Raw genomic sequence first — 440 nt, 5'->3', positions numbered from 1 at the left:
AAGCTATTTTTTCGTTCATTTTCTTAATAAGGGTAATTTTTCCGCCTATTTATCAGATCGGGCGCTTACCCTGATCGCTCAACCGATAAGTGCGGATTGGAATTCAGCATCTTATGACCTTATCGTGATATCAGCAAGACAAAACGATAAACTTTCTTTAGCTGTTAAGAAAAACCGAGCAAAAAGCGCCCGGTCTTTAATCTCCAGCCATGTGTGATTGGTTGGTGTCTTTACAGTGTTGGTTGAATCATCGCTTCGGTTGCTCGCTTGCCGCGGGCGCACCGCGAGCCTCCTCAGACAAGCAGAAATCTGCGGGGTCTCGCTGGCACGCGATCAACAGGGCCGCACCCGCAGGCGTCTCGCACCTCCGCTTTGATTCTCGGTCAAGACACTGGTTTATTCGTTTAAATATGGGGTAAAATCTTATACTTTCTTTACTT

The 440-nt window shown here is 46.6% G+C and carries 1 protein-coding gene; it reads left to right on the top strand.

Annotation, left to right across the window (positions count from 1 at the left end):
- Positions 1-217 (top strand): hypothetical protein (locus NOM01_RS17055; protein WP_255749785.1); only part of this gene is annotated, 217 nt, incomplete at its 5' end.
- Positions 218-440 lie beyond the last annotated feature (223 nt).

It is taken from the genome of Sporolactobacillus sp. STSJ-5 (genome assembly GCF_024385605.1).
Lineage (GTDB): Bacteria > Bacillota > Bacilli > Bacillales > Sporolactobacillaceae > Sporolactobacillus.
The sequence above is the reverse complement of the archived record's forward strand: the minus strand, read 5'-3'. Positions and strand labels throughout refer to the sequence as shown.